At 72.7% G+C, this 24,499-nt stretch carries 19 protein-coding genes; 14 read left to right on the forward strand and 5 right to left on the reverse strand.

The window, feature by feature from the left end:
- Nucleotides 1-34 precede the first annotated feature (34 nt).
- A complete protein-coding gene (locus KYK13_RS06385; protein ID WP_223642764.1) occupies nt 35-919 on the forward strand; it encodes a hypothetical protein in 885 nt (294 codons plus the stop codon).
- A 39-nt stretch (nt 920-958) separates the two neighbouring features.
- Nucleotides 959-2,239, forward strand: a complete 1,281-nt coding sequence (locus tag KYK13_RS06390) for a choice-of-anchor X domain-containing protein (RefSeq protein ID WP_223642765.1) — start codon at nt 959-961, stop codon at nt 2,237-2,239.
- A 21-nt stretch (nt 2,240-2,260) separates the two neighbouring features.
- Here KYK13_RS06390 and KYK13_RS06395 read toward each other — a convergent pair whose 3' ends face one another.
- Nucleotides 2,261-3,325: a hypothetical protein gene (locus KYK13_RS06395; protein WP_223642766.1), complete on the reverse strand. Its 1,065-nt coding sequence runs from the start codon at nt 3,323-3,325 to the stop codon at nt 2,261-2,263.
- 397 nt (nt 3,326-3,722) lie between these two features.
- Here KYK13_RS06395 and KYK13_RS06400 point away from each other — a divergent pair, with 397 nt between their 5' ends.
- On the forward strand, nt 3,723-4,463 hold the full coding sequence (locus tag KYK13_RS06400) for a PP2C family serine/threonine-protein phosphatase (RefSeq protein WP_223642767.1): 741 nt from the start codon (nt 3,723-3,725) through the stop codon (nt 4,461-4,463).
- Between the two features lie 202 nt (nt 4,464-4,665).
- Nucleotides 4,666-6,486 (forward strand): methyl-accepting chemotaxis protein, encoded by a 1,821-nt coding sequence (locus KYK13_RS06405; protein ID WP_223642769.1) that lies wholly within the window; start codon nt 4,666-4,668, stop codon nt 6,484-6,486.
- Nucleotides 6,487-6,505: 19 nt separating this feature from the next.
- Here KYK13_RS06405 and KYK13_RS06410 read toward each other — a convergent pair whose 3' ends face one another.
- Nucleotides 6,506-7,270 (reverse strand): SDR family NAD(P)-dependent oxidoreductase, encoded by a 765-nt coding sequence (locus KYK13_RS06410; RefSeq protein WP_223642771.1) that lies wholly within the window; start codon nt 7,268-7,270, stop codon nt 6,506-6,508.
- A gap of 470 nt (nt 7,271-7,740) precedes the next feature.
- Here KYK13_RS06410 and KYK13_RS06415 point away from each other — a divergent pair, with 470 nt between their 5' ends.
- Nucleotides 7,741-7,914 carry a hypothetical protein gene (locus tag KYK13_RS06415; protein ID WP_223642772.1) on the forward strand — a complete coding sequence of 58 codons (174 nt, stop codon included), beginning with the start codon at nt 7,741-7,743 and terminating at the stop codon, nt 7,912-7,914.
- 49 nt (nt 7,915-7,963) lie between these two features.
- The gene (locus KYK13_RS06420; protein ID WP_223642774.1) at nt 7,964-9,145 is read left to right on the forward strand and encodes an acyl-CoA dehydrogenase family protein; all 1,182 of its coding nucleotides are present in this window, start codon (nt 7,964-7,966) and stop codon (nt 9,143-9,145) included.
- An 82-nt stretch (nt 9,146-9,227) separates the two neighbouring features.
- Here the strand turns inward: KYK13_RS06420 and KYK13_RS06425 are convergent, their stop codons facing one another.
- Nucleotides 9,228-10,109, reverse strand: coding sequence for a DUF2058 family protein (locus KYK13_RS06425; protein WP_223642776.1), 882 nt, complete (start codon nt 10,107-10,109; stop codon nt 9,228-9,230).
- A 106-nt stretch (nt 10,110-10,215) separates the two neighbouring features.
- Here KYK13_RS06425 and KYK13_RS06430 point away from each other — a divergent pair, with 106 nt between their 5' ends.
- From KYK13_RS06430 to KYK13_RS06440, 3 genes are all read left to right on the forward strand, one after another.
- On the forward strand, nt 10,216-11,253 hold the full coding sequence (locus KYK13_RS06430; protein ID WP_223642778.1) for a hypothetical protein: 1,038 nt from the start codon (nt 10,216-10,218) through the stop codon (nt 11,251-11,253).
- Nucleotides 11,254-11,436: 183 nt separating this feature from the next.
- Nucleotides 11,437-11,982 (forward strand): hypothetical protein, encoded by a 546-nt coding sequence (locus KYK13_RS06435; RefSeq protein ID WP_223642779.1) that lies wholly within the window; start codon nt 11,437-11,439, stop codon nt 11,980-11,982.
- Nucleotides 11,983-12,136: 154 nt separating this feature from the next.
- The gene (locus KYK13_RS06440) at nt 12,137-12,487 is read left to right on the forward strand and encodes a hypothetical protein (protein WP_223642780.1); all 351 of its coding nucleotides are present in this window, start codon (nt 12,137-12,139) and stop codon (nt 12,485-12,487) included.
- 11 nt (nt 12,488-12,498) lie between these two features.
- Here the strand turns inward: KYK13_RS06440 and KYK13_RS06445 are convergent, their stop codons facing one another.
- Nucleotides 12,499-14,025, reverse strand: coding sequence for a peptidase M3 (locus KYK13_RS06445; RefSeq protein WP_223642781.1), 1,527 nt, complete (start codon nt 14,023-14,025; stop codon nt 12,499-12,501).
- Between the two features lie 133 nt (nt 14,026-14,158).
- Here KYK13_RS06445 and KYK13_RS06450 point away from each other — a divergent pair, with 133 nt between their 5' ends.
- Nucleotides 14,159-15,097, forward strand: coding sequence for an RluA family pseudouridine synthase (locus KYK13_RS06450; protein ID WP_223642782.1), 939 nt, complete (start codon nt 14,159-14,161; stop codon nt 15,095-15,097).
- Nucleotides 15,098-15,174: 77 nt separating this feature from the next.
- Nucleotides 15,175-21,084, forward strand: a complete 5,910-nt coding sequence (locus KYK13_RS06455) for a hypothetical protein (protein WP_304504096.1) — start codon at nt 15,175-15,177, stop codon at nt 21,082-21,084.
- On the opposite strand, the gene KYK13_RS06460 is transcribed toward KYK13_RS06455, so the two are convergent.
- Complete coding sequence (locus KYK13_RS06460; protein WP_223642783.1) at nt 21,085-21,954, reverse strand: hypothetical protein; 870 nt, start codon at nt 21,952-21,954, stop codon at nt 21,085-21,087. It lies immediately after the preceding gene.
- Nucleotides 21,955-22,014: 60 nt separating this feature from the next.
- Between KYK13_RS06460 and galU the strand changes: the two genes are divergently transcribed.
- The 3 genes from galU (at nt 22,015) to KYK13_RS06475 (ending at nt 24,383) form a co-directional block, all read left to right on the forward strand.
- Complete coding sequence (gene galU / locus KYK13_RS06465) at nt 22,015-22,920, forward strand: UTP--glucose-1-phosphate uridylyltransferase GalU (protein ID WP_223642784.1); 906 nt, start codon at nt 22,015-22,017, stop codon at nt 22,918-22,920.
- Nucleotides 22,917-23,672, forward strand: coding sequence for a hypothetical protein (locus tag KYK13_RS06470; protein WP_223642786.1), 756 nt, complete (start codon nt 22,917-22,919; stop codon nt 23,670-23,672). Before galU ends, KYK13_RS06470 begins: the two co-directional genes overlap by 4 nt.
- A gap of 102 nt (nt 23,673-23,774) precedes the next feature.
- On the forward strand, nt 23,775-24,383 hold the full coding sequence (locus KYK13_RS06475) for a glutathione S-transferase family protein (RefSeq protein ID WP_223642788.1): 609 nt from the start codon (nt 23,775-23,777) through the stop codon (nt 24,381-24,383).
- The last annotated feature ends 116 nt before the right edge of the window (nt 24,384-24,499 follow it).

Consider the following 24,499-nt stretch of genomic DNA (forward strand, 5'->3'; position numbering starts at 1 on the left):
CTCATCCCCCCGAGAGGCCAGGAGAGACACTCCGATGAAGATGCTGATTGGCGCGGCCGTGACCGCCGCGACGCTGTTGGTGGGTACCGAGGCCGCTGCGACGAACTACTCGCTGTGGATCCACGGCCGGAATGGCGGCTCGACACAGGCGGGCAACTACAACGACTTCAGCTACTGGGGGCCGTCCTCCACCGCGGCGGGTGTCAACAAGAAGGCGGTCAACTGGAACGGCACGCAGCGCGTGGGCTCGGAGAACTACCGCATCCGCAACGCGCTGGACTGTTTCTGCACGGGCACGAACTGGTGCTACGTCGCCGCGCACAGCGCTGGTGACCTGCAGATCGGCTACGCGCTGTCGCTGTACGGCGGCAGCACGCGGCAGGTGAAGAACGCCACGCCCAACGCCAACGGTGAGTGCGGCAACGTGGGCACCTCCACGCAGGTGGGCTGGAACATCAAGTTCGTGGACGTGGCGTCCGGCGCGGGCGGCGGCAGCGAGCTGGCGGACCACGGCGACTGGGCGGTGAGCGAGCCGCTGGTGAGCGACCTGGTCACCACCACGGCGCGCGCCATGTACAACCACAACACCACGCGCAACGTGTGGTTCTACATGTTCGCCGGCGCCAAGGGCACGCTGTACTCCGGCATCCTCCCGGGGCAGGACGACGAGGCGGTGGCCTACCACTCCACGGGGGGGGTATCCGGCAGCGGCAACGGGTCCTACTGCAACCCGGGCGACTGGTTCTGCGGCGGCACGCTCAACACGGGCACGGCCGCGTGCAGCGACGGCCGGGCGAAGTGGAGCTACCACACGGTGTCCTTCCGCGATGACAGCGAGGCGTTCAACCACTACGCCAGCGGCAACTGGGCCGGCATCGTGTCCAAGGTGCGCGCGGACATGGTCACGTACGCGTACTAGATTGGAGGCTTCTCCCGTCCCCTCCGGCGAAGCCCGACCATGACACGCGACCGCGGTCCCTTGTCCTCCACCTCCCGGCTGCGCCACTGCCGGTGGTTGCTTGCGCTCGTGCCCCTGGTGCTCGTGGGTGGGGCGTTCTTCTGGTGGCAGGGAAGCGAAGGGGCCGCGGCGCCAGAGGGCGCACAGGAGTCCGCCTCCGCCCCGGCGTCCGCCTCCCGCGAGGCGGCAGCGGGGCGCGGAGGCGCGGCCCTCATGGCCGAACCCGCCGCGCCGTCACTGCTCAGCCCGGAGGCCCGCGAGCGCGAGGCCCGCCGTGAGTTGTGGCAGAAGCGGCTGGAGCGCGCGAAGCGCTCGTTGGAGTCCTACGAGGCGGCCACGCGCTACCCGCCGGAGTCGCGGCCCAGCCGGGAGCATCCGGACCAGATGGAGCTGGCGGAGCCGGAGCGCACGCGGCCGCTGAGCCCGAAGGCCGCGGAGGACGGCACCTCCGACGTGCAGCTGCGGCTCAAGCAGGACAAGGTGTTCGTCGTCGGTGACGAGTCGGTGCTCTTCACCGTGGCGTGCGAGGACGCGCGCCGCGCGCCGCGCCCGTGCGAGGTGGTGTCCGCGCTGGCGCACGAGGCGGACCACCTGACGGACGGCGGCGGTGCGCCGGGCATGCCGGTGACGTTCGTGGACTCGGGGCAGGGCGGCGACGCGGTGGCGGGGGACGGCGTGCTCACCGGCCGCTTCCAGCCGTCGAAGCAGGGCTTCGCGCTGTTCTCCGGCACGCTGCGCGTGGTCATCCGCGTGCGCTCGGGCTCGCTGGAGGACTCGGCGTTCTTCGACGTGCTCTACACCCCCGCGCCGCCGGCCACGTTCACCGGCAAGGTGCGCGAGGTGCTGGAGAACGGCTCCCTGGACCTGTACCTGGCCGTCCAGGTCCGCAAGGCGGGGCGGTACGTGGTGGCCGGCCGGCTGGACGACGAAGGCGGCGTGCCGTTCGCGGTGCTGTCGTTCAACGAGGAGCTGCAGGAGGGGACGCAGGAGGTGAAGCTCAACGTCTTCGGCAAGATGATCTGGGACGACAAGCCCACCTTCCCGCTGACCCTGCGCGACGTGGAGGGCTTCCTGCTCAAGGAGATGGGCGACCCGGACCGCGAGCTGATGGCCACGCTGCGCGGGCCCGTGCACACCACGCGCGAGTACGCGCTCCAGCAGTTCTCGGACGCGGAGTGGCGGAGCCCGGAGCGGGACCGCTACAAGACCGAGCTGGAGAAGGACGTCATGGAGGCACAGAAGCAACTCGACGCCGCGCTCATGGACACGCCCGCGCCCTGAGCGTCAGGCCCCGCCCGGGGCTCAGGATTCGGCCGGAGGCGGCGGAGGCGTCCGGGCCCCGTCGACCTCCACGAGGTCCGCGTCCTGCACGTCCTCGATGACGTCCGCCGCCGCGACGGCGGGCGAGGACTCCCGGGGTTCCACTTCGGGGGCCATCACGGCGCCAGGCTCCGGTTCGACGGCGGGCGTCTCGCGCCGCACGGGCGGGAGCGGTGTGCCCGTCGCGAGGGCCTCCGCGTAGGCCGCGGCGTAGGCGGCCTCCGCCTGGACGGCCTCCGGGGTGAAGTCGTCCGCGTCCGCGAGGAAGTCGTTCGACATCGGGGCGGCGCGGTGCGCGTCGTCCGGCGGCAGCTCCGGCACGCCGTCCTCCAGCGTGGCCAGGAAGCCGTTCGAATCGTCCGGTGCACCGGGCGCGTCCAGACCGTCCGCTTCGCCGGACGCGTCCAGGCCGTCCGCTTCGCCGGATGCGTCCGGGGCGTCATCTTCCACGCCCAACTCGTCGCTCAGCGCGGCCAGCTCCTCGTCGCTCAGGCCGGACAGGTCGCCGGACTCCAGGAGGAAGAGCAGGTCCTCGGCCTCCTTCGAGGAGACGGTGCTCGGCTGGGTGTCCAGGTGCTGGAGCTCCCACGCGGCCGCGTCCGGCGACAGGATGTCGGAGGGGTCCAGGGATGGATCCGCCGGCGGGGCCTCCGCGCGGCGCTCGGTCTGCTGGAAGTGGCGCGCCTGCAGCATCGGCGTGGACGCCTGGGGCATGCCCAGCCGCTGCGCGTACGCGGGCGCGGCGGCCTCGAAGGTGCTCTCCCCCGCGAAGGTGCGCAGGTGGGGGTTCTCCAGCAGCGCGGCGCGGGGCTCCGGGTCCTCCGTGGAGGACGCGCCCGGCGTCAGCCCCAGGTCCGCGAGCAGCGCTCCGGCCAGGTCGCCTTCGGCGTCCGCGTTGAAGTCGCTCTCGTCGGAGAAGCCCCGCCGCACCGGCTCCACCGGCGTCATGGGCTCCTGCTTCACCGGCGCGGTGACCTCCAGCTCGTTGGAGATGGACCAGGCCCGGGACGTCGAGATGCCAGAACCCACGCGGCGGATGGATGTCATGGTTCTCCTCGGGTGATGGCCCGCAGGTCGGGCGGCTCATGCATTGTCCGCCGGGCCCGGCGGGAGTTGCTAGGGGGGGCCGCGAGCAATCCCCATCCGCCGCGAGGCCCGATATCCTACCGGCGCCCATGACTGCCACCCTGGCTGTGCACGTGGACGCCGGCCCCGCGTCCTCCCGCGATGTCCGCCCTGTCGCCCAGAGCGTCCCGGCCGTTGGAAGGTCGCGATGGGACAGGGTGGAGCCGACGACAACGTCGGACCGCGGACAGGCGCGGAGGGAATGCGCATCCGCGTGTTCTCCCCAGGCGACAACTCCCTGGGGGCGGCCTGGGAGGGAAGTGACCGGGCCGTTGGCCTCCCGTTTGCTGGACGGGAGCCTGGCCAGGAGGCGGTGGTGATGCGATTCGAGTGCGCGGGCCAGACCCACATCGGGCGGCGTCCGCACAATGAAGATGCGTACTGCGTGCTGCCCGAACGGGGGCTGTTCGTGGTGGCGGACGGGTTGGGCGGACAGGAGGGCGGCGAGGTCGCCAGCCAGTGCGTGGTGGACACCTTCGCGGGGTTCAGCGACCGGCTGGACCGCGACCGTGACGGCACCTGGCCGGACGCGGTGGACCCCGCGCGCAGCCGCGAGGAGAACTACCTGGCCGCGTGCACCGCGCTGGCCCAGCGCACCCTGCGCGTGCGCCGCGTGGGCAAGCTCAAGGAGATGGCCTCCACGGTGGTGGCGCTCGCGGTGGGCGAGCGCGGCGCGGCGGTGGCCCACGTGGGCGACAGCCGCCTGTACCGCCTGCGCGAGGGCCGCCTGGAGTCGCTCACGCGCGACCACTCGCTCATCGAGGAGCTGCGCGCCGCGGGCCGCGAGCCGCCCGGCAATCCGGCCAACCTGCGCCACCTCATCACCCGCGCCCTGGGCACCGACAACGCGGAGCCCACGCTGCAGCGGCTGGAGACGCAGCCCGGGGATGTCTTCCTGCTGTGCTCGGACGGGCTGTATGAGCCGCTGGGACCGGAGGGGTTGATGGAGCTGTTGCGCGTGCCCACCGCGCAGGCCGCGTGCGAGGCGCTCGTGGCCGCCGCGTACGAGGCCGGGGGCCGCGACAACATCACCGCCGTGGTGCTGCGCGTCGCGCTCTGAGCGACGCCCGCCGCGTCTGATGCTGGGAGTGCGTGGGCGATGAACCCCACAGGTCGCTCCTGACCGCCGACCCGACGCGATGGGTCCGCTCGGACGGAGGGGGAGTCACCGAGAACAGGGACTTCAATCCTTCGCAGTTTCCAGGGTAATCTGGGGCGTCGCCCCCCCCTCGCGTCCCCCTTCCCCCGAGTACCCGTTGCGTATGACGCTCAGCCTTGCCGCGCGCCTGACCGCGGCCCTCACCGCCGTTGTAATCGCCCTCACGCTGCTGACCGTGACGCTCATGGGGCTGTCGCTGCGCTCGCGCGTGGAGTCAGAGATGGCCTCCGCGCTGACGCGGGACGCGACCCGCTGGCAGGCGCTGAAGGACCAGGAGCTGCGGGTGCTGGCGGAGCTGGGGCACGTGGCGGTGGCCAACCCCGCGTTCGCGCGGGCCTTCTCGCGGGAGCGCGCGGAGACCGCCGCGCTGCTGAATGAACAGCGCGCGGTGCTGGACGTGGACCTGCTGGTGCTGGTGGGTGTGGACGGTTCGGTGATCGCGTCCACGGGCGAGAGGGAGCTGCCGGGCATCGCGAAGGTGGTGCGCAATGAGGGGCAGGTGCTGCTGCCGGCCAGGGGCGCGCCGCTGCTCGCGGTGGCGCAGCCGGTCCAGGTCAACGGCGCGCCGGTGGGCTCCCTGGTGGTGGGCACGCAGCTGGGCGCGCCGGACCTGGGGCGCTTGAGCGTGGGCAGCGAGCAGCTGGAGTCGCTGCTGCACGTGGGGCCCCGGATGGTGGCGGAGTCGCTGCACGTGGCCCAGGCCCCGGCGCTGCTGGCGGCGAGCCAGGGCACGGCGGACGGCGCCGAGGTGGACGTGGGCGGCGTGTCGCTGCACGTGGCGCGGGTGGCGGTGGGGGAGGGGCTGGAGCTGGTGCTGGCGCGCGGCGCCCAGGCGGAGTGGGCGCGGATGCGGGCCACGCTGCTGGCGGTGCTGGGGCTGGGGCTGCTGGTGGCGCTGGTGGCGGGCGGAGGCGTGTTCCTGCTGGTGCGGCGGATGATGGCGCCCCTGGGCGCGCTGGCGGCGGCGGCGGCGCGGGTGGTGGCGGAAGGGGACTTCAGCGGCACCCTGAACATCCACTCCCAGGGGGAAATCGGGCAGCTGGCCTCCTCCTTCCAGGAGATGATGGCGCGGCTGCGCTCGGTGCTGGTGGCGCTCAAGAACTCCGCGCAGGAGCTGGAGGCGACGGCGCTGGAGCTGGCGAACTCCGCGTCCGACCAGAACCTGGCGGTGACGCGGCAGGCGGCGGCGCTGCACCAGACGCAGATCGCCGCGCGGCACCTCCAGGAGAGCTCGCGGGCGGCGGCGCAGCGGGCCACGGGCGTGCTGCGTGACGCGGAGAAGGCGGGCGCGGTGGGGCAGGCGGGCGAGTCCGCGGTGGCGGGCAGCGTGGGCGGCCTCACGCACATCCGTTCGCAGGTGGAGCGCATCTCCAACACGGTGTCGGAGCTGCGGCAGCACACGCGGCAGGTGGGCGACATCACCGGCACGGTGAAGGACCTGGCGGATCAATCCAACGTGCTGGCGTTGAACGCGGCCATCGAGGCGGCGCGCAGCGGCGAGGCGGGCCGGGCGTTCGCGGTGGTGGCGCGGCAGATGCGCTCGCTGGCGGACCAGTCCGCGACCGCCACGGCGCGCGTGCAGTCCATCCTGGGGGACATCGGCCGGGCCATCTCCGAGGCGGTGCAGACCAGCGAGGGCGGCACGCGCGAGGTGGAGGGCGGCCTGGAGCAGGCGCGCGCGGCGGGAGAGAGCCTGCGCGCGCTGGCCCTGGTCATCCAGAACAACAGCGTGTCCGTGAAGAGCATCGCGGACATGGTGAGCCAGCAGGACGCCGGCATCGCGGAGCTGTTCGCCGCGCTGAGCGACCTGACCCGGCTGGCGGACGAGACGGTGGAGCGCGTGGCCACCAGCGCCGTGGCCGCCGCGCGCCTCACCACCGCGTCCCACGAGGTCAGCAACATCGTGGGGCAGTACCGCCTGTGACGCAGGCGGTGGGGCCGCGCTACGCCGCCTCACCGCCGTCGATGGCGTAGGCCGCGCCGGTGATGGGGGCCGCCGCGTCCGACGCGAGGAAGAGGCACATCGCGGCCACCTCCTCCGGCTGGATGATGCGGCCCATGGCGCTCATCGCGGCCAGGGCCTCGCGGGCCTGCTCCTCGCTGCGGCCCGTCGTCTTCGTGATGGCGGCCGTCGCGCCCGCGAACATGTCCGTCTCCACCCAGCCCGGGTTCACGATGTTCACGGTGACGTTCTTGCGCGCGTACTCCACCGACAGCGCGCGCGTCAGGCCCAGCAGCGCGTGCTTGGATGCGCAGTACGCGGACGTGTACTTCGCCCCGCGCGTCGCGGTGATGGACCCGATGTTGATGACGCGCCCGCCGCCCGCGGACGCTATGGCCGGCATCAGCTCACGGCACAAGAGGAAGGGCGCCGTCACGTTCACGGCCATCACCTTCGCCAGATCCGCCGTGGAGGTCTTCGTCAGCGGCGCGGACACGGTGATGCCCGCGTTGTTCACCAGCACGCGGGGCGTCCCCGCCGCCAGCACGGTCCTGCACGCCGCGAGCAGCGCGGACTCGTCCGCCACGTCCACCGTCAGCGCGCGGATGCGCTCGCCGCCCTCCTTGCGCAGCGCCTCCAGCGACTCCGCCGAGCGCGCCAGCGCCCAGACGTCATAGCCCTCGCGCGCGAATGCCAGGGACACCGCGCGGCCGATGCCGCGGCTCGCGCCTGTGACCACCACTGTCTTCGTCGTCTCGTTCGCCATGGCCGGCCAGCATAGGTCCACGCGCCCGCGTTCGTACGCGGCGTGCTCGACGTAATGCATCAATTGCGCGGTCGGGGACTCTTCAAGACATCCGCCAACGCATCGGGGTTCTCCGCATATGACGTCCTTCAAGCACGGCTTGGTGGCCGCTTCCTGCCTGATGCTCGCGTCCACGTCCGCCCTCGCGGCGGCGCCCACCGGCCGCGCCAACCCGCGTCTGATGGGCGCGCGCGCCATCGTCGCGTGCGATGCCGTGGAGGAGTCCCGCGGCGTGGCCAGCATCTCGTTTCCCGCGGGCATCAGCGGCGTGGTGCCAGCGGCCGTCCGGACGTGGCCATCGCCACCATGTTCTACCTCTCGGGGGGATGACGCCGAGGCGGTCCTCGCCCGCACCGACGCGGGCGACACGGCCCAGCAGGCCATCGACCCCGTGTTCTCCGTGGATCCGCCTTGGGGACTACGACGGCCGCATGGATGGTACCTGGAACGACGCCGCCGAGCAGGCGCTGGATGACTTCAACTGGAACAACCTCTTCTTCCTCAAGCCCATCGTGGTGGTGAACGGCCAGCGGAAGGTCGACGGTCCGCTGGTCAACTCCCTGCGCGACGCGGACCCGCGGGCGCTCAAGCCCGCGACACCCTGAGGCACCGGTGGTTTGACGGCTCCCGCATGGCGACGTCAAGCTCGCCGCCATGCCCCGCGCCGACATCACCGACCTGTTCCTTATCGACGACCTGCTGTCCGCCGAGGAGAAGGCCGCCCGCGACGCGGTGGCCCGCTTCGTGGACGCGGAGGTGCTGCCCATCATCGGGAAGCACTTCCGTGACGGCACCTTCCCCGCGCACCTCATCCCGGGCCTGGCGGAGCTGGGCGTGCTGGGCGCGAACCTCCAGGGTTACGGCTGCGCGGGCATGAACACCGTCAGCTATGGCCTGGTGCTACAGGAGCTGGAGCGCGGCGACTCGGGCCTGCGCAGCTTCGCGTCCGTGCAGGGCTCGCTGTGCATGTTCCCCATCCACGCCTACGGCAGCGAGGAGCAGAAGACACGCTTCCTGCCGGCCATGGCGAAGGGACAGCTCATCGGCTGCTTCGGCCTCACCGAGCCGGACTTCGGCTCCAACCCCGGCGGCATGCGCGCCCGCGCCCGGAAGGACGGTGACAGCTGGGTGCTCAACGGCACCAAGGCGTGGATCACCAACGGCTCCATCGCGGACGTCGCGGTGGTGTGGGCGAAGACGGACGACGGCGGCCCGGAGTCCGTGCGCGGCTTCCTGGTGGAGAAGGGGATGCCCGGCTTCAGCGCGCGTGAGATTCCCGGCAAGTTCTCCCTGCGCGCCTCGCGCACCAGCGAGCTGTCGTTCCAGGACGTGCGCGTGCCGGACCGCAACGTGCTGCCCGGCGTGGTGGGCCTCCGGGGGCCGCTGTCGTGCCTCAACAACGCCCGCGCGGGCATCGCGTTCGCGGTGACGGGCGCGGCCATCGCCTGCTTCGAGGGCGCGCGCGAATACGCGCTGGCCCGCACGCAGTTCGACGGCAAGTCCATCGCCGGCTACCAGCTCACGCAGGAGAAGCTGGCGGACATGCTCCAGGAGATCGTCAAGGCGCAGCTGCTCAGCCTGCGGCTCGCGCGCCTCAAGGACGAAGGCAGGAGCAACCCCGTCATGGTGAGCCTGGCCAAGCGCAACAACGTGAAGAGCGCGCTCGACATCGCCCGGGTGGCCCGGAGCATCTACGGCGCCAATGGCATCACGGACGACTACCCGCCCGTGCGCCACATGCTGAACCTGGAATCGGTCTTCACCTACGAGGGCACCCACGAGGTGCACACGCTGGTGCTGGGCAAGGCCATCACCGGCATCGACGCGTTCGGCTGAGCCGCGCGCGGAACACCCGGTGGAAGCCGCGCGCCTCCCCTCGCTCCCGGACGGGAAGGAGGGGAGGGCACGGGAAGGAACGTCAGGACTGGGGGCCGCCTTCGCCCGACGGCTCGGACGACGGCTCGGATGCCGCGGCCTCGGAGGACGCGTCACCCTCGTCGGCGCCCTCCGCGGAGGCCTCGGGCTCGTCGGGCGTCTCGACCGCGGTGCCGGAGGCCTCTGCGGCCTGCTGGGCCTTGAGCTCCTCGTCGTTCATGAAGCCGACGGGGTTCTCCTTGCGGTTGAGGAAGCGCACGGCCTTGGCGGACAGCGCGTACATCTGCTCGGCCACGGAGGCGGGCACCAGCGAGTGCTCGATCTGCGCGGGCTCCGGACGCTCGACCACGCCCAGTTCGCCGTCCTCCAGCTGCTTGGCCTGCGTGGGGCTCAGCTCCATCCGGCGCAGCTTTCCCTTGCGCGTCATGAAGTAGAACGCCGTCTCGCCCGGCTCCTGCGCCACCTGGGCGCCGAGCACCAGCTCGCGCAGGGCGCGGTCCAGCTCCACCTGCTTCTTGGACTCGGCGCGCTGGTAGGCCTTGGAGCCCGGCATGGGCGGCAGCTTGGGAATGGGCTTCTCCGTGGGAGCGCCCGGACGCGCGCCGCCACCGAAGCCGCCCTGCGGGCCACTCCGGAAGCCTCCGCCCTGGCGCGGCGGACCGCCCGCTCCCTGACGCGGGGGACCCCCGGCGCCGCGCGGCGGACCGCCACCGCCCTCGCGGCGCGGCGGACCTCCGCGGTCGTCGCGGCGCGGCGGGCCTCCGGCTGTCCGATTCTCATCACGTCCACGGGGGGCCGGGGCGCGTGGGGCGCTCCCCCGGTGGTCCTCCTGGCGCCGTGGCGGCGTGGGCGTGGCGTCGGACTTCTTGGCCTGCTCCTCGGAGACGAGGCCCGCTTTCAACAACTTGTCTCGCAGGTTCTGCATGGGTTGGGCGTTCTATCCCTTGCACGGCCGCACGCAAGCCACCGCTTGCCGCTCCTGTCCCCCCCACGTAACTTCCCGCCCCCGCCGTCCTGGTCGTGGAGGTTCCGTGAGAAGTCTGACGAAGTCCGCCGTCGTCGCCCTGGTCCTGGCCGCCGCAGGCTGCTCCGACCCCGTGGACAAGGCGGCCAAGGCCCGCATCTTCTCGCCGGAGGACCCGCCCAAGGTGGTGGCTTCCGCGAAGGAGAAGCTGCCGCCGGAGGACGTCGCGGACAACCCCCAGGTCTCCCGCCGCATCCTGGGCATGGACGCCGCGGAGGTGACCGAGCGGCTGGGGCCCCACTTCTTCCAGTCCACCCTCAGCTACGAGTGGGCCGGCCCCAACGGCAACAACCCCGTCAAGCTCACGGAGACGCGCTCCTTCCGCGCGGGCCCCGGGGGCGTCAACGGCGACTTCCACGGCATCCTGGAGAACTCGCGGGACCAGGGCCTGGAGGTGATGCGCGTGAAGGGCCAGGTCTTCGCCCGCAACCGCTACGGCCCGTACCGCCAGCGCCTGCGCGACCGCGGCATGGCGGAGCGCACCCGCACGGAGCTGACGGGCGCCATCCGCGACTTCGACAGCCTCTTCCAGGGCCGCATCAAGCTCACCCCCGCGGGCACCGTCACCCACGAGGGGCGCACCGCCTGGAAGTACACCGTGTCCCTGGGCCCGGCCCAGGAGGCCTCCGCCGCCCGGAAGCTGCCCGCCGCCTTCACGCCCAAGAACGCGGACGAGACGACGAAGCGCCGCGCCAACTTCTTCGCGTACCGGCTGCCGCGCTCGTTGGAGGGCGAGGTGCTGGTGGACGCGGCCACCTCCGTCGTCCTCAAGGCCCGGCTGGACGGCCGCATCGGCGTGCCCCAGGAGAAGACCCCGGAGGCCGCGGAGCTGCGCATGACGCTGGAGTCCGCCCTGACGGACATCGGCAAGGACCCGCAGCTTCAGCCGCCCCAGGACTTCCTGCCGGACGCGGACAAGCCCCAGGGCATCGCGGACGCGCTGGACCACTTCGGCATCCAGCGCAAGAAGGCCGGGGACTCGCCCGGCACCCCGGGCGCCACGCCCGGCGCCCCCGACCCGGAAGACGAGGGCGAGGGCAACTGACGCACCCCGCCGGACCTCCAGGCCGTTGGAAGCCCTAAGGGTTTCCGGCCTGGAGCGCCGTACGCCTTGGGGGCTGTGACGGCCGTGTCCTGCACGGACCCCCGTCCCGCCCGGAGCCTTCCCGCAAGTGCCTGACGCGGCTGGGGAACCTCCCTGGCCCTGGCCTTGCTCTGGGGGGAGGCCATGTTTCGTTCCGTCCTTCCCCTGGCGTGCGCCGGACTCGCACTCCTGGCGACCCCGGCCCTCGCTGAACCCGCCCGCAACCTGGGCATCACCGTCGCGCCGCTGGGGGCCTACGTGCTCCAGGGCGACGCGGAGGCGGGGCGCACCGTGGGCTACAGCGCGGGCCTGGGCTGGGCGTACCGCAAGCCGGGGGCGGTGCTGGAGGTGGGCGGGCACCTGGCGTCCAGCCGGCACCTGACGGAGGTGACGCCCATGTCCGTGCGCGTCGTGCCCCTGGGAGACACCCGGGTGCGCCCCTTCCTCGGGGTGGGGGCCAGCCTGCTGGTGCCCCACTCGCGGCCCCGGCCCGAGGCCCCGGACGCGCTGGGCACCCGCGTGCTCCAGGTGGGCTTCGAGCTCTGCGGCGGCGTGGGGCTGGAGCTGGGGGACAACCTCTTCCTCTCCGCCGAGGCGCGCTACCAGAACTTCTCCGCGAAGGGCGCCCCCCTCTCCGGGCAGCGGCAGAGCCTGCGCTCCACGTTCCTGGGGCTGGGTCTGCACCTGTAGCTGTAGCGGCCGGGGCGGGTCGCTACAGACTGGCAGCGGCCTGTTGGAAGAAATTTTGACGGCCCCCTTGCGTCCTCTACAATCCTCGTCGGTTGCGGCCCAGACGCATCTGACATGCTCGGGTGTTCAGGCGTGCACAACAGAGGGAGCGGAGATGGAGCGCAAGGTCGGAAGTAGCACGTTGACCGCGAAGGAGGTCAAGGCGGCGCTGGAGAAGTCCACCACGCTGACGGCCGAGGAAGAGAAGGCCCTGCGCATGCGCCACGGCGCGGGCGCTCCCAGCCAGACCGCGCCGCTGCCCCGCGCCGCCGGTGCCAACGCGGAGCTCGCGGACGAGCTGCTCGTCATCGAGATGCAGCTGATGAAGGCCATGCGCGCGCGCACCGGCCAGACGCGCACGGCGGCCAACGCCGCCAAGGCGCCCGCCGCGGTCCGCACCCGCGAGACCCCGGCCAACGCGGCGAAGGACAAGATCGTCCGCGCGCTGCGCGCCAAGAAGAAGTAGGGCCCGCGCCCCTACTGATTGAGGATGGCCACGAGGCGTGCTCCCGCCTCGGGCAGCGCCAGCGGCGTGCCCGAGACCTCCGTGGCCAGTCCTTCCGCGTCGGCGGCGCCGCCCCGCGCGAAGAGCCCCTTGAGCCAGGTGAAGGCGGCGGGGTTGCGCCAGAAGTCCTCGTTGAACCGCTCCAGCAGGTGCGCGGTGAGCCGGGTCTCCAGGGCCCAGGCCCGCAGGTAGCGGGTGACATAGAGCTGCGAATCCACGTCATGCAGGAAGAAGCCCGGGTGCGGCTGCGCGAAGAGGGCGCGGCGCTGGCCGTCGGCGTACTCGTCCGCGCGGTCGGCGGAGGAGCCCTTCGTGGTGAGGGACAGCTCGTAGGACAGCTTCGCGCAGTGGCGGCGCAGCACGGCCAGGGCCTGGAACGCGGCCAGGCGCACGACGTCCTTCGTCGTGCCGGACGGCAGGCCCAGGTAGCGCTTGAGCCAGGGCGGGGACAGCAGCAGCCGCTCGAAGGTGGCGGCGTACGCTTCCGTCACGGAGGCGTCGCCCAGGCGGCGCAGCTCCATGGGGGCGTCCGCGTCCACGTGGGCCAGGTGCCACGCGTGGCCCAACTCGTGGAGCAGGTCGCCCAGCGCGTCCATGCCGCTCCTGGGCTGGAGCACCAGGCGGATCTCGTCCGGCACGCGCACGGCGGCGACGAAGGGGCGTGACGCCTTGCCGGGGCGGGCCTCGTCGTCCAGGCGGATGCGGCCGCCGGCGTGGGGATGGAGCCCCCAGTCGGACAGCCAGCGCATCACGGCGGGGACGGTGTCCTCGCGGCGGAAGTGCGCGTCCATCCACGGGGCGCGCAGGGCATGCTGCACATCGTGGCGCCGTGCCTCGCCGCCGGGCAGGGGGCGCAGGTTGGGCTCCAGCTTGCGCAGCACGTAGGCCAGCACGTCGCGGTAGGCGTCCTCGGTGCGCCGGAGGGTCTCTTCGGCGGCCTCGGCCAGCTTGCCCGCGTCGATGCCGGTGACGTCCTGGCGCAGGGCGGGGTAGCTCGGGAAGCCCAGCACCTCCGCGGCCTGGAGGGCGGCGTCGCGCCGGTCTCCGTAGGGGCCCCGGTTCTCCCAGAGGAAGTTGCCGGCGCCGCGTTCCAGCAGGGCGCGGCGGGAGCGGCTGGGCTCGCGCGGAAGCTGGGACAGGGCCTGGGCCAGCGACAGCGTCGTGTCGTCCGCGGGGATGTGGGAGCGGGCCTCCAGCGCGACGACGGCGTCCGCCGCGGGCAGGGCGAGCGACTCCTCCACCTGGGTGGCGATGAGCTCGCGCACCAGCCGGAGGCGGCGCAGGGCGACGGGGTCGGGGGCGTCCTTGCCCTGCGCGCGGGCGAGCGCCTCGTTGGCGGCGGCGAAGGTCTCCGGCGAGGACAGCTCCGGGAAGGATGCGTACAGGCGCGCGACGGGGAGGTCCGGGGCGAGTCCGGCGCCGTAGCGGTACTGGAGGGTGGCCAGCTCGGCGAGGAAGTCATCCAGCCGCGACCGGACGGAGAGCAGGGGGCGGTCCATGGCGGCGCGGAAGGTAACAGGAAGCCCGCGTCACGGCAGGGAGCACGCGCATAGAGTGTCGCGCCATGCTCTCCGCCCCCGCTGCCCGGCCGCGTGCCCCCCTGGAGTCCCCTCTGGACGGGGAGGGCGCGCGATGAAGCGCCGGACCTTCCGTGCGGGGGGGGCACACGTGGGGCGCGGGCTGGTGGAGGCGGTGGCCGCGGAGCTGGCGCTGCCGGTGGCGGATGTGCGGCGGCTGGTGGACGTGGGGGCCGTGTACGTGGCGGGGCGGCGCGCGCGGGACGGCGCCGTGAAGCTCCAGCCCGCGCAGGTGGTGACGGTGGTGCTGGAGGAGGCGGGGCAGAGTCCGCTGGAGGCAGAGCAGCCGGCGGCGCCCTTGCGCGTGCTGTTCGAGGACGCGGACGTCATCGCGGTGGACAAGCCCGCGGGCCTGAACGCGCAGCCCACGGAGGGGCGCGTGGGCGGAAGCCTGGTGGACCTGGTGAGCGACCACCTGGGCCGGCAGGCGGGGCTGGTGCACCGGTTGGACCGGGAGACCTCCGGGGTGACGGTGTTCGGCAAGACGGCCGCCGCCACCTCCGCGCTGGCGGAGGCGTTCCGGGAGGGCACCGCGCGCAAGCGGTACCTCGCGGCGACGGGGCCGGGACTTCCGGCGGGCGGGACGGTGGACCTGCCCCTGTCGAAGGACCCCTCGCGGCCGGGACGCTGGCGGGCGACCCGCGCGGCCAATGGCGTGCCTGCGTGGACGGATTATCGGACGCTGTTCGCGGGGGAGGCGTTCAGCCTGGTGGAGCTGCTGCCCCGCACGGGGCGCACGCACCAGCTGCGGGCGCACCTGACGGCGCTGGGGAGGCCCATCCTGGGGGATGCGCGCTATGGCGGCGCGGCGAGCGCCGGGAGCTTGAAGGCGCCGCGCTGCCTGCTGCACGCGCACGCGCTGGAGCTGGGCCATCCGCGCACGGGCCGGCCGCTGCGGCTGGAGGCGCCGGTGCCGGACGATTTGCGGGCGTTCTTCGAGGCGGCGGGGGGGCGCATCCCCGAGGGGCCCATCGTGGCCGTGGAGGCGCCCTGAGCGGCAGGAACACCGGGGCTTTTCGCGCGCGGACAGAGTGCCCTCGTCGCGCGCATCGTGTGTAGACTGGGGGCTTCATGGGTGGCGGGAGACACGGCAAGGGCCCACGGACACCGGAGCCCTCCCTTCGCGGACCGGGGCTGGACTCGCGAGGCGAGGACGTGCGAGGCGCGGTGGCCCAGGTCTGCCGGGATGCCGCCCGGCTGCTCCGGGAGGGGCAGGCGGCGCGCGCGTATTCGGGCCTGGTGTCCGCCAGCCGTTCCCTGCCGATGACGCCCCGGCTCGCGGCGGTGCTGGTGCGGTGCGCGCTGCGGGCGGGCACGGAGCGCGCCGTCATCACCCTGCTGGACGCGGCGATGGTGACGGAGCGGGGCGAGGTGCGCCGCGCGGTCCGCCGGCAGCTGTCGCGGGTGCTGCGGCGCACGGGGCAGGAAGCGCGCGCGGCGGCGGTGCTCAACGGGTTGTTGATGGACGCGCCCGACGACGCGCGGGCCCGGTTCGTGCTCGATGTGATGCGCGAGCGGGTGGCGAAGGCGCGGGAAGCGGCGCCGCGCCAGCCCCCGGCGGAGGACGACGAGTCCCGGACGAAGACCGTGGAGGTGTCCGCGCTGGCGCTGTCGGATCCGGAGTTGGGGAACACGGTGGTGGAGATGCCGGTGGTCTCCGTACCGGCTCCGTCCGCGTGGGCGCCCCGGGCAGAAACGGTGCAGGTCCCGCTGGGAGCGTGGGCGAACCCGGGACGGGCGGTGTCGCGAGGCCCGGACTTCCCCTGGGACGACGACGGGCCGGGCCAGGCCCGCGTTGCGACTCCGCCGAGGGGCGCGAGGTCTGTTCCGGAGCCCAAGCCGTCCGTGACGGCGGCGGGCCCTGCATCCGTTGATGCACGTGGGGCCGAGGAGACGCCGGCGGCGGGTGAGAAGGCGGGTGATGGGGCGCGGCCGCTGAGCGACCAGGGCACCGCCGCATCGGATGCGCCGTCTCCAGGGGATGGGGGTGGGACGTCGAAGGTCCTGTCGTCCGCTGATGCCTCGTCTTCGTCCGTGGAGGTGGCGCCGGGTGCTGCCGTCACGTCGACAGGGCCCCGAGACTCGGCAGAGGGCACCGTTGGCGAAGCGAGCGCGCAGTCGCATCCGGCTGGGAACGGTGCCGCGGCTCGGAGCCCTTCGTCATCGGAGGTTCCCGAACAGGTCGTCGCGGCGATGAGCGCGTTGCCGTTGTCGGACGCGTCACCCGCGTCGGAGCGCGCTGCGACGGCATCGAACGCATCGCCGTCGGTGGACGGCTCCACGGCGGCTGAGCACGGCACGGGTGCGACGTCGCCGGTAGACGCGACACGCTCGCTAGAGCACGTCGGAGCCGCAGCGGCCTCACCGTCACCAGCGAGCGTGACCCAGGGGCATGAGGACGTGGCCGCGACGTCGAACACTTCGTCGGACACGGCCGCGGCATCCGAGGAGAAGCCTGTTGCCGCACCTCCTCCTCGCCCGGTGTTCGAAGCGACGCAGGTCTTCGGCAAGAGGCTCGAGGATGCGTCGCTGGAGGATGCCGCACAGGCCCCCGACGAAAAGCCCGCATCACCGCCGCCATCCCAGGAAGCATCCGCTGCGGTAGCGGAAGCGCCCTCGAAGAACGCAGGTCACGACGCGCCGGCGCGTTCACCTGGCGCCGGGCTGGTCCCGGGAGCACCTTCCAAGGCCTTCGACGAAGACGAATCGACGTCGGAGAGCGTCTCCCCGCATCCGGCCGGGCCTGAAGCGGAAGCTCCGGCGAAGTCGTCCGACGAGGCCGCCTCGACAGCGAAGAAGACGCCTCCTCGCCCACTGGATGCGGTGCTGGTTCCCGGCGCTCCCGCGAAGAACTTCGACGCGGACGAGCCGACGTCGGAAATCACTCCGCCGCCTTCGCAGGATGCCTCCGCGGCGGAACCGAGTGCCCCTCCGCGCCCGCCCAGCGCCGTGCTGGTGCCCGGTGCGCCCGCGGTGGCGTTCGACGATGAAGCGTCGACTTCGGAGATCATCCCGCCCGGGCGCGTCGAAGCGGAGAAGGCAACGCCGTCCCGTGACGAGAAGTCAGCCGCACCGCGACGGGCCTCTGTCCTGGTTCCCGCCTCTTCGAAGCCCGCGTTCGACGAGGACGAGGCGACGTCGGAGGTGGTCTTCCCGCAGCCGGAAGCCGCCACGCCGGGCACCTCCACCGCCGCGCCCACGCGCGACTCCACGCGCGCCCCTTCGGTGGAGTCCTCCCAGCTCGCCGGGGCCCCGGCTCCGGACGCTCGCACCGTGGAAGAGGGCTCGGAGCGAGCGCAGTCCCAGCGCCAGGAGGCGCAGCTCATCGCGCGCCGTGCGTGGCGCGAGCTGGCCCAGCTGTACCTCAAGCGCGCGGACCGCGCGAAGGACGCCCCCGAGCGCGCCGAGGCCCTCACGCGGCTCGCGGAGGTGATGGAGAACGAGCTCCAGGACTCCGCGGGCGCCGCTCGCATGTACCGGGAGATCGTCGAACTCACCGGCGAGCGCACCGCGTTGCGTGAGCAGGTCCGGCTGCTGTCCCAGCGCGAGGACGCCTCGCTCGTGCGCCGCGCGCTCGATGACGCGATCTCCCGCGCGAGGACCTCGCGGGCCCGCGCCGTGGCGCTGCTGACGCGAGGCGAGCGGCAGCTGAACATGGGCAACGCCGCGAAGGCGCGCGAGGACTTCGAGGCGGCGGATGCGCTCGTGCCCGGGATGCTGCCGGTGCTCGCGGGGCTCGTGCGCAGCGTCTCCGACGAAGAGCGCTTCGCCCAGGTCGAACGGCTGCGCGCCGCCTGTGCCGCCGCGCCGCGCCGCGCGCCGGATCGCCTGGAGGCGCTGCGGGTGCTCGCGCAGACCGCGGAGGAGTCCCTGGGCGACCTGCGCATCGCGCAGTGGGCCTGGGCGGAAGTGCTCGCGGAGAACCCGGACAATGATCAGCCCCGCGAGCACCTGCTGGCGCTCGCGCGCCGCCTGGGCGACCTGCCCGCGCTGAGCGCGTTGCTGCACGCGCAGCTCGCCCGCGAGCCTCGGGGCCCGGCCGCGCGCAAGGCGCACCTGGAGCGGGTCGCCACGCTGGAGGCGATGGGGGACGCGGGCGCGGCCCTGGCGGAGCTGCGTCAGGCCGTGCGCTTCGAGCCGGGGCACAAAGAAGCCTGGCTGCTGCTCGCGGACCGATGCACCGAGCGCGAGCAGTTTGGCGAGGCCGCCTGGGCGCTGGAGAACGCGGCCACCGCGACGGAGGACGACGAGGAGCGCCAGCGCACCTGGGAGCGGCTCGCGCTCTTCTGCCGGGAGGTGCTGCACAACACCGAGAAGGCCCGCCTCTACGCGCGCCGCGCCGAGAGCCTGCGCAAGGCGCGCGAGCAGCGCGCCCGTCCGCCCGCGCCGGAGCCAACGCGCCCGGCACAAACGCAGGCCGTCGGGGTACCGCCGCCGTCGGTGCTCGTGGCGCCGCCGGTCGCCGCGGGGAAGGCGCCCGGGAAGCGCAAGGACCTGTCCGACGAGGTGACGTCCAACACGGATGTTCCGTCGCTGCTTCAGGCGGAAGCGGCGGCGGCCGATGCGCCGGCGAAACGCTCGTCGCGGACGAAGGACGGCGCGGGCCGGAAGGGCAGCGAAGCGTCCGGGACCGACGCCACCGACGAAGGGAAGCGCGGGCGTGCGGGGGCTCGAACCGAAGGGGCCGACCGCGCGCCGAAGAAGGATGCAGGGCGCGGCGCGGGAGCCACTCCGGACGCATCGACCTCCACGAAGGCCGCTTCAGCAAGCCAGGCTCCGGTCGCGGACGGCGCCGCGAATCCACGCAAGCGCGACGCCGCCAAGGCCCCCGTTGCGCGAAACGGGTCGATGGGGGCGGGCGCCGAGGGAACGGAAGCGCAGCGCCGCCCCGCATCCGGGAAGGCCCTGGTGGGCAGCACTGCCTCCCTCGCGGAGACAGCTCCCGGCGCGGAGGTCGGCCTCCCGCCAAAGGCACCCTCGGGACGAAATGCGTCCGCAGGCGGCGCATCGCCCGCCACGGAGACACCTCGGCAACCCAAGGCCCCCTCGGGACGAAATGCGTCCGTCGGCGGCGCATCACCTGCCACGGAGACACCTCGGCAACCCAAGGCAACCTCGGGACGCCACGCTTCCGTAGGCGGAGCATCGCCCGCCACGGAGACACCTCGGCAACCCAAGGCCCCCTCGGGACGCCACGGTTCGGTCGCGAGCCCGCCGCAAGACGCGGAGCCACCCCGTCGCGCCGCGTCCACGAAGGCGCCCGCGGAGAGCGCTGTCTCCCTCGCGGAATCCGCCCCCGCACCCAGCGGCATGTCCCGGGCCGCGAAGCCGCCTCGTGGTGCGGCGAGCATCCCGGCCCAGGAACCCCACCCCGCGCCGGAAGCCGCTGCAGAACACAAGCCGCGAGCCGCCGCACCTCCGCGCGAAAGGACCACGGCCTTCGGAGCAGCGCTCCCTCCGGACGCGGAGCCCGAAGTCCGCAAGGCCGCCGCCCCCGAGGACAACGCCTCCCAGCCGCAGGCCACCGCCAGGAACAAGAACGCGGGCACGCAGGTCCGCGAAGCGCCCTCGCGCGTGGAACGCGCACCTCGCGCCGGCCACGCACCCCGGGTCGCGTTGTCCGCCAGCGGCGTGGAACCTCCCGCCGCCCCGCGCGCCCCGCTGTCCGCCAGTGGCGTGGAACCGCCGGCCCCCTCGCCGCGCGCCGTGGGGAGCAGCTCGCGCCCCGCCGGCTCCAAGGGACGCGGCGCTCCCGAAGCTCCGCCCGACATCCCCCTCCTCAGCCAGATTCCGTCGGAGGACGAAGACGAGGACGCCCAGGAACTCGGCGCCGGGCCCGTGGAGGCCACGAGCGTCATCGCGTGGGAAGCGCCCCCCGGCCGCATGGACCCCGTGCGCCGCATCCACCGCGCCGGCCGTCCCGAAGGCACCGTCTCCGGCCCGGCCCCCACGCGCCCGCAGGCCGGAGGCCGCCCCACGGTCGGCTCCTCCGAGACCCGCGAGACCCCCGCCGCCGCTCCAGACGTCGCGCCCCCGGCCGACGCCACCTCCGCGGAGCCCATCGTCTTCAAGCTCGTGCGCGAGCGCCCGCTCGACCCGAAGGGCTACCGCGGCCTCGTGGACCACTTCGAACAGCGCGGTGACGCCACCCGCGCCGCGCTCATGCGCGAGCTCGCCGACGCCCTGGAGGGCCGCGATGTCCCCGCGCCTCGCGCGCGGCGCGCGGCCCTCACCAACCAGGAGCGCGCCGGCCTGCGCCACCCGGGCCTGCGCACCCCGGCCGGAGAGCTGCTCGCGTGCGTGGGCATCGCGCTGTGCCGGCTGTTCCCGTCGCCCGCGCGCATCGCGAGCACCTCGGAGCCCCTGCGCTCCTCCTCCGGCCCCGGCGCCACCGCCATCCTGGATGCGCTGAACACCGCCGCGCGCCTTCTGGGCGTGCCCCTGCCGGAGCTCGTCGCGGGGGACGACGACACCGCCAACATCACCCCGCTGCACACCACCACCCCGCGCCTCGTCGTGGGCCGGCTCCTCGTGCAGCAGCCTCCCACCAACGCCGAGCTGCGCTTCCACGCCGGCCGCGCGCTGTTCTCGCTGTCACCGGACCTGCTCGCGCTGCGCGCCCTGCGCAAGGACCACCTGCTGCGCGCGCTCGCGCTCCTGTCCTCCGTCCTCAAGAACCCCAAGGACGCCGGCGACGACGCCCGCGTGGTGCGCGAGTCCCTGTCCCCCAGGGCCCTGGAGCGCGCCGCCCTGCTGATGGAGCCCGGCACCCGCGACTTCGACGCGTCCCTGCTCGTCGCCGCCGCGCGGGACTCCGCCAACCGCGCGGGGCTCGTCGCCTGCGGAGGCCCCGGGCCCGCGCTCACCGCGCTCCGGGCCCGCCGTCCACACGACTCAGAGCTGGAGGAACTGGTCCGCTTCGCCGCCTCCGAGCGCTACCTCGCCCTGCGAGACGCCTCCGAACCCGCCCGCGGCCGCTGATCAGTTCGCCAGGATGCGCAGCGTGAGCACCAGCAGGCGCCCGTTCAGCCCGCCCAGGTCGTGCTGGTACGCCAGGTCCACGCCGCCGCCCCCGGGCGACATGAAGCCCGCGCCCACCGTCACGCGCGACACCTTCTGGAAGCCGTCGTACGTGTAGCCCACGCGCACCGGGATGGTCTGGTCCAGGATGTACTCCGCGCCCGTGTTGTACGTGAACACCGTCGAGTCGCGCGTCTCGAAGTCCCCGCGCACGTCGAACGCCACCACCACCGCCGGCCCCACGTAGGCCGCGTGAGCGGAGTAGTAGCGCGTCAGCTCCACGTTGTCCGTGTCGATGAGGTTGTGCCCGGACACGCCAATGGTCAGCTCCTCGCTCAGCCGCAACAGCAGGCCCGCGTCCATCGTGATGGAGTTGGCGAAGCGCGACTGTCCGCTCAGCCGCAGGTAGTGCCCCGACAGGCCGATGAGCAGCGACTGCCCCAAGGGCAGCGCCGCGCCCAGCGTGCTGTAGCTCGACTTCGTCCGCGCCCCGCCGCGCCCCAGGGACAGCCAGTGGTAGTCCACGCCCAGGGCCAGCCGGCCGCTGCTGGAGTCCGCCAGGCTGATGCCCAGATAGCCCTCCTTGTTCCGAGGGTCGTATGCCCCCGTGCCCTCGATGCGGTAGGCCGGGAACAGCGCCATCGCCGCGGGATTGCCCAGGAGTGCATCCGCCCCCAGTCCGGTGGCCCGGTAGGCGCCGCCCATGCCCAGGGAGCGCGCATTCGCGACCTCGCGCAGCTCATCGGCCCGTTCGGGGGTGGCGGCCCGGGAGGTGAAGGGGAGCACGGACAACGTCAACGACAGGACGGCGACGATGGCACGGAGCGGCATGGCTGGGGGGAATCTATCCGGCTTGCTGGGGTTCTGGGCCACCAATAGATTCCCCGCCCCATGTCCTCCACCGACACGAAGGCAGCGAAGCTCATCCGCAAGTGCGTCATTCCTGCAGCCGGCCTGGGCACCCGTTTCCTCCCGGCCACCAAGGCCGTGCCGAAGGAGATGCTGCCCATCGTCGACACGCCCACCCTCCAGTACATCGTGGAGGAGGCCGTCGCCGCCGGCATCGAGGACGTCGTCGTCATCAACGGCCGCGGCAAGAGCGCCATCGAGGACCACTTCGACATCGCCTTCGAACTGGAGACCACGATGCGCGCCCGCGGCAAGACGGCGGACGCGGACAAGCTGCGCGCCATCGCGAACCTGGTGCGCATCATCAGCGTGCGCCAGAAGGAGCCGCTCGGCCTGGGCCACGCGGTGCTGTGCGCCAGGAGCGTCATCGGCAACGAGCCCTTCGGCGTCCTCCTGGGGGACGACATGATCGACTCGCCGGAGGATCCGGGCATCGGCCAGCTCGCCCGCGTCTACCAGCAGCACCAGAAGGCCGTCATCGCGCTGATGGAGGTCCCGGAGAGCGAGACGCACATGTACGGCATCGCCGCCGGCAAGGACCTGGGCAACGGCGTCATCCAGATCGACCACGTGGTGGAGAAGCCCAAGAAGGGCACCGCGCCGTCGAACCTGGCGGTGATTGGCCGCTACGTGCTGCCCCCGTCCATCTTCCCCATCCTGGAGAAGCAGACCACGGGCGTGGGCGGCGAAATCCAGCTCACGGACGGCCTGGCCACGCTCCAGAAGAGCGAAGGTCTGCTGGGCTACAAGTTCCAGGGCCAGCGCTACGACGCCGGTGACAAGGTGGGTTACCTCAAGGCGAACATCGCCTATGCGATGAAGCGCCCCGACCTGCGCGGAGGACTCCTCGAGTACCTGCGCGAGGTCGTCAAGACGGAGAAGCCGTGAAGCGTCTCATCGCCGTATCCGCAGTCCTCGTCTCCCTCGCCGCCGGCGCCTACGTGCTGCCCGGCGGTTCCATCCTCCGGCGCATGGCCAATGCGCGCGAGGAGAAGCACCTGGCGGCCTTCCGCGTGGAAGGCTCCGTCATCTTCTCCTCGTCGGGCGTCCAGGAGGCGGGGGCTGCCCTCAACGTCCCCGCGGACCGCCCGGAGCTCCAGGGCGACGGCGTGCTGTCCGTGAAGGTCCCGGGCCGCTGCCGCTTCGACGTGAGCTCGCCCGACAGCAGCCTCAAGTCCGCCACCGTCCAGGTCTCCGGCAAGAAGCGCGTGGAGGGTAAAGAGCTGCCCGCCGTGTCCGTGCTGGTGGCCCAGGTGTGCGCCCTGCTCGCGCAGGACGCGGGCAGCGCGCAGGACACCCGGGTGGCCCAGGAGTCGTACCTCCAGGGGCTCGGCGTCAACACCAAGGTGACGTCGCTCGCGCGCTTCGGCGGCGAGGTGGCCTACGTGCTGGGGGACCCGGTCGAGGGCAAGCCCCAGTTCTGGGTCTACAAGGACGCCTTCCGGGCCGCGCGCCTGCGCTACACGGACACGGCCGGGACGGCCTGGGACGTGCGCTTCCTGGACTATGCCTCGCCCGCCACCGGGGACTGGATGCCCCGCACGGTGGAGGTGTGGAAGGCGGGCCAGCGCATGGTGCGCTTCACGGCCCTCAAGGGGGACAACCGCTCGGCCGTGCCGGACCGGCTCTTCACGCCCTAGCGCGTCACCTTCGATTCGCTTGCGGTGGGCGGGGCCGGCGGTGAAAGTCCCGCCCGTTCCAGGGCCGGGATTTCCCCGGTTCCCGGCGCGGAGGCGATTCGAATGAAGCTCTATGGCAACCCGATGAGCACGTGTACCCGCAAGGTCCTCATCGTCCTGGCGGAGAAGGGCCGCGAGGCCGAGTTCATCCACGTCGACCTGCAGAAGCACGAGCAGAAGTCGCCCGCGCACCTGGCGCGCCAGCCCTTCGGCGTGGTGCCCGCGCTGGAAATGGACGACGGCTTCATGATGTACGAGTCGCGCGCCATCGCCCGCTTCCTGGACCGCACCCTGCCGGGCACCCAGCTGACGCCCGCGGACCCCAAGGCCTACGCGCTGATGGAGCAGTTCATGGGCGTGGAGCAGTCCTACTTCTCCGGCCCGGCGATGAAGATCGTCATGGAGCGCTTCTTCAACACCAACAACGAAGAGAACGTCGCCAAGGGCCGCGAGGGCGTGAAGAAGCCCCTGCAGGTCATCGACGCGGAGCTGGCGAAGCGGCCGTTCCTCGCGGGCAATGACTTCTCGCTCGCGGAGGTCTGCTGGGCGCCGTACATGGAGTACCTCTTCATCGTGGGGGAGAAGGACCTCGTGGCCCCGTACAAGAACGTGATGGCCTGGTGGGACCGCGTGTCCAACCGCCCGTCCGTGAAGAAGGCCCACGGCCGCTAGTCCCCTCGCACGACCTCGTGCCCTCCGAGAGGGCGCTTCGGGCCTCTTCCGCCCCCTGGCTGCCAGGGCGGGAGGGGCCCTTCGTGCTTCCAGAGGCAAGAGGAATGTCAGACGCC

The sequence above is a fragment of the Corallococcus sp. EGB genome (genome assembly GCF_019968905.1).
In the GTDB taxonomy this organism is placed as follows: domain Bacteria; phylum Myxococcota; class Myxococcia; order Myxococcales; family Myxococcaceae; genus Corallococcus.